This is a genomic window from Mycobacterium sp. (genome assembly GCF_035653355.1).
Lineage (GTDB): Bacteria > Actinomycetota > Actinomycetes > Mycobacteriales > Mycobacteriaceae > Mycobacterium.
This window is the reverse complement of record NZ_DASRBZ010000445.1, coordinates 1-2,450: the sequence shown is the minus strand read 5'-3', so window position 1 is coordinate 2,450 and position 2,450 is coordinate 1. Positions and strand designations below refer to the sequence as shown.

Here is a 2,450-nt window from a genome sequence, read left to right as displayed (position 1 = left end):
GAGGCCGGGATGGTGTTGTTCGACGGTGTCGTGCAGCGTCCGCCGGTGGTCGACTACAAGCTGGTGGACGTGCCGGAGCTGGGTTATTTCCACACCGACCGGCCCTATCCGCGCGGCGAGCTGCTGCTTAAGACCGAGAACATGTTCCCCGGCTACTACAAGCGCCCGCAGATCACCGCTGGCGTCTTCGACGTGGACGGCTACTACCGCACCGGCGACATCGTGGCCGAGGTGGGCCCCGACCAGTTGGTGTATGTCGACCGCCGCAACAACGTGCTGAAGCTGGCGCAGGGCGAGTTCGTGACCGTCGCCAAGCTCGAGGCGGTGTTCAACAACAGCGCGCTGGTGCGCCAGATTTACATCTACGGCAACAGTGCCCACCCCTACCTGCTGGCGGTTGTGGTACCGACGGAAGACGCGTTGGCGCGCTTGGATTCCGGGGAGCTCAAGGCGGCAATCGCCGAGTCGTTGCAGCAGGTGGCCAAGGAAGCCGGCCTGCAGTCCTATGAGGTGCCGCGCGATTTCCTCATCGAAACCGAGCCGTTCACGCTGGAGAACGGTCTGCTCACCGGGATCCGCAAGCTGGCCTGGCCCAAGCTCAAGGACCGCTATGGCGAGCGCCTGGAACAGCTCTACGCCGAGCTGGACCAGACCCAGGCCGACGAGCTGGGCGAGCTGCGCCGCAGCGGCGCCGAGCGGCCGGTGCTCGAGACCGTCACCCGGGCCGCCGCTGCGCTGTTGAGCGCCGCGGCCGGCGAGTTGGCGCCTGATGCCCACTTCACCGACCTGGGCGGCGATTCGTTGTCGGCGTTGACGTTCGGCAACCTGTTGCGTGACATCTTCGACATTGACGTGCCGGTGGGCGTGATCGTCAGCCCGGCATCCGACCTGGCGGCCATCGCCGGCTACATCGAGGCCGAGCGGCACGGCTCCAAGCGGCCCACGTTCGCCTCGGTGCACGGCCGCGGCGCGCTCGAGGTGCACGCTCGTGACCTGAGGTTGGACAAGTTCCTCGACGCGCACACGCTGGCCGACGCCCCGAACCTGCCCGGCCCGAGCGCCGAGGTGCGCACGGTGCTGTTGACCGGCGCGACCGGCTTTTTGGGCCGCTATCTTGCGCTGCAGTGGCTGGAGCGCATGGACCTGGTCGACGGCACGGTGATCGCGCTGGTGCGCGCCAAGTCCGATGACGAGGCGCGGGCGCGGTTGGACAAGACGTTCGACAGCGGTGACCCGAAACTGTTGGCGCACTATCGCGAGCTGGCTGTCGATCATCTCGAGGTCGTCGCCGGCGACAAGGGCGAACCCGATCTCGGCTTAGATCGGCAGACCTGGCAGCGGCTGGCCCAGACCGTCGATGTGATCGTCGACCCCGCCGCGCTGGTCAACCACGTGCTGCCCTACAGCGAGCTGTTCGGGCCCAACGCGCTGGGCACCGCCGAGCTGATCCGCCTAGCGCTGACCAGCAAGATCAAGCCCTACACCTACGTGTCGACGATCGGGGTGGGCGACCAGATCAAACCGGGCACCTTCACCGAGGACGCCGACATCCGGGTGATCAGCGCGACCCGGGCGATCAGCGACAGCTACGCCAACGGCTACGCCAACAGCAAGTGGGCCGGTGAGGTGCTGTTGCGCGAGGCCCACGACCTCTGCGGGCTGCCGGTCGCGGTGTTCCGCTGCGACATGATCTTGGCCGACACCACCTATGCCGGCCAGCTCAACTTGCCGGACATGTTCACCCGGCTGATGCTTTCCCTGGTGGCCACCGGGATCGCGCCGCGCTCGTTCTACGAGCTCGACGCCAACGGCAACCGGCAGCGCGCCCACTACGACGGGCTGCCCGTCGAGTTCATCGCCGAGGCGATCTCGACGCTGGGGGCTCACAGCGTCGACGGGTTCCAGACCTATCACGTGATGAACCCGCATGATGACGGCATCGGGCTCGACGAGTATGTCGACTGGCTGGTCGAGGCCGGTTACTCGATCCGGCGCATCGACGACTACGCCGACTGGCTGCAGCGGTTCGAAACCGCGATCCGGGCCCTGCCCGAGCGGCAGCGTCAGTACTCGCTGCTGCCGCTGCTGCACAACTACCAGAAGCCGGAAAAGCCGATCCGCGGATCGATGGCCCCGACCGATCGGTTCCGCGCGGCGGTGCAAGACGCCAAAATCGGTCCGGACAAAGACATTCCGCACGTGACGCGGGAGGTCATCGTCAAGTACATCACCGATCTGCGGCTGCTCGGACTGATCTGACGAGAAGACGCTAAAGCCCCCATTTCGGCGCCGAAATGGGGGCTTTAGCGTCTCTTGGCGCTGGATTAACGGCCAGCGCCGACGTGGCGCCGGCGGCGGAAGAAGCTGCCCTTGCCCTCCCGTGGCTCTTCGGCAGGCGCCGCGTACTGCTCGCCGCGCACCTGAGTCATCGCGTCCGGCGACGCTTCGGG

Annotated in this window: 1 protein-coding gene; it reads left to right on the top strand. The window is 66.7% G+C overall.

The features are described from left to right. On the top strand, positions 1 to 2,259 hold a 2,259-nt coding region (gene car / locus VFA16_RS15375), incomplete at its 5' end, for a carboxylic acid reductase (RefSeq protein ID WP_324968652.1). Between the last annotated feature and the right edge of the window lie 191 nt (positions 2,260 to 2,450).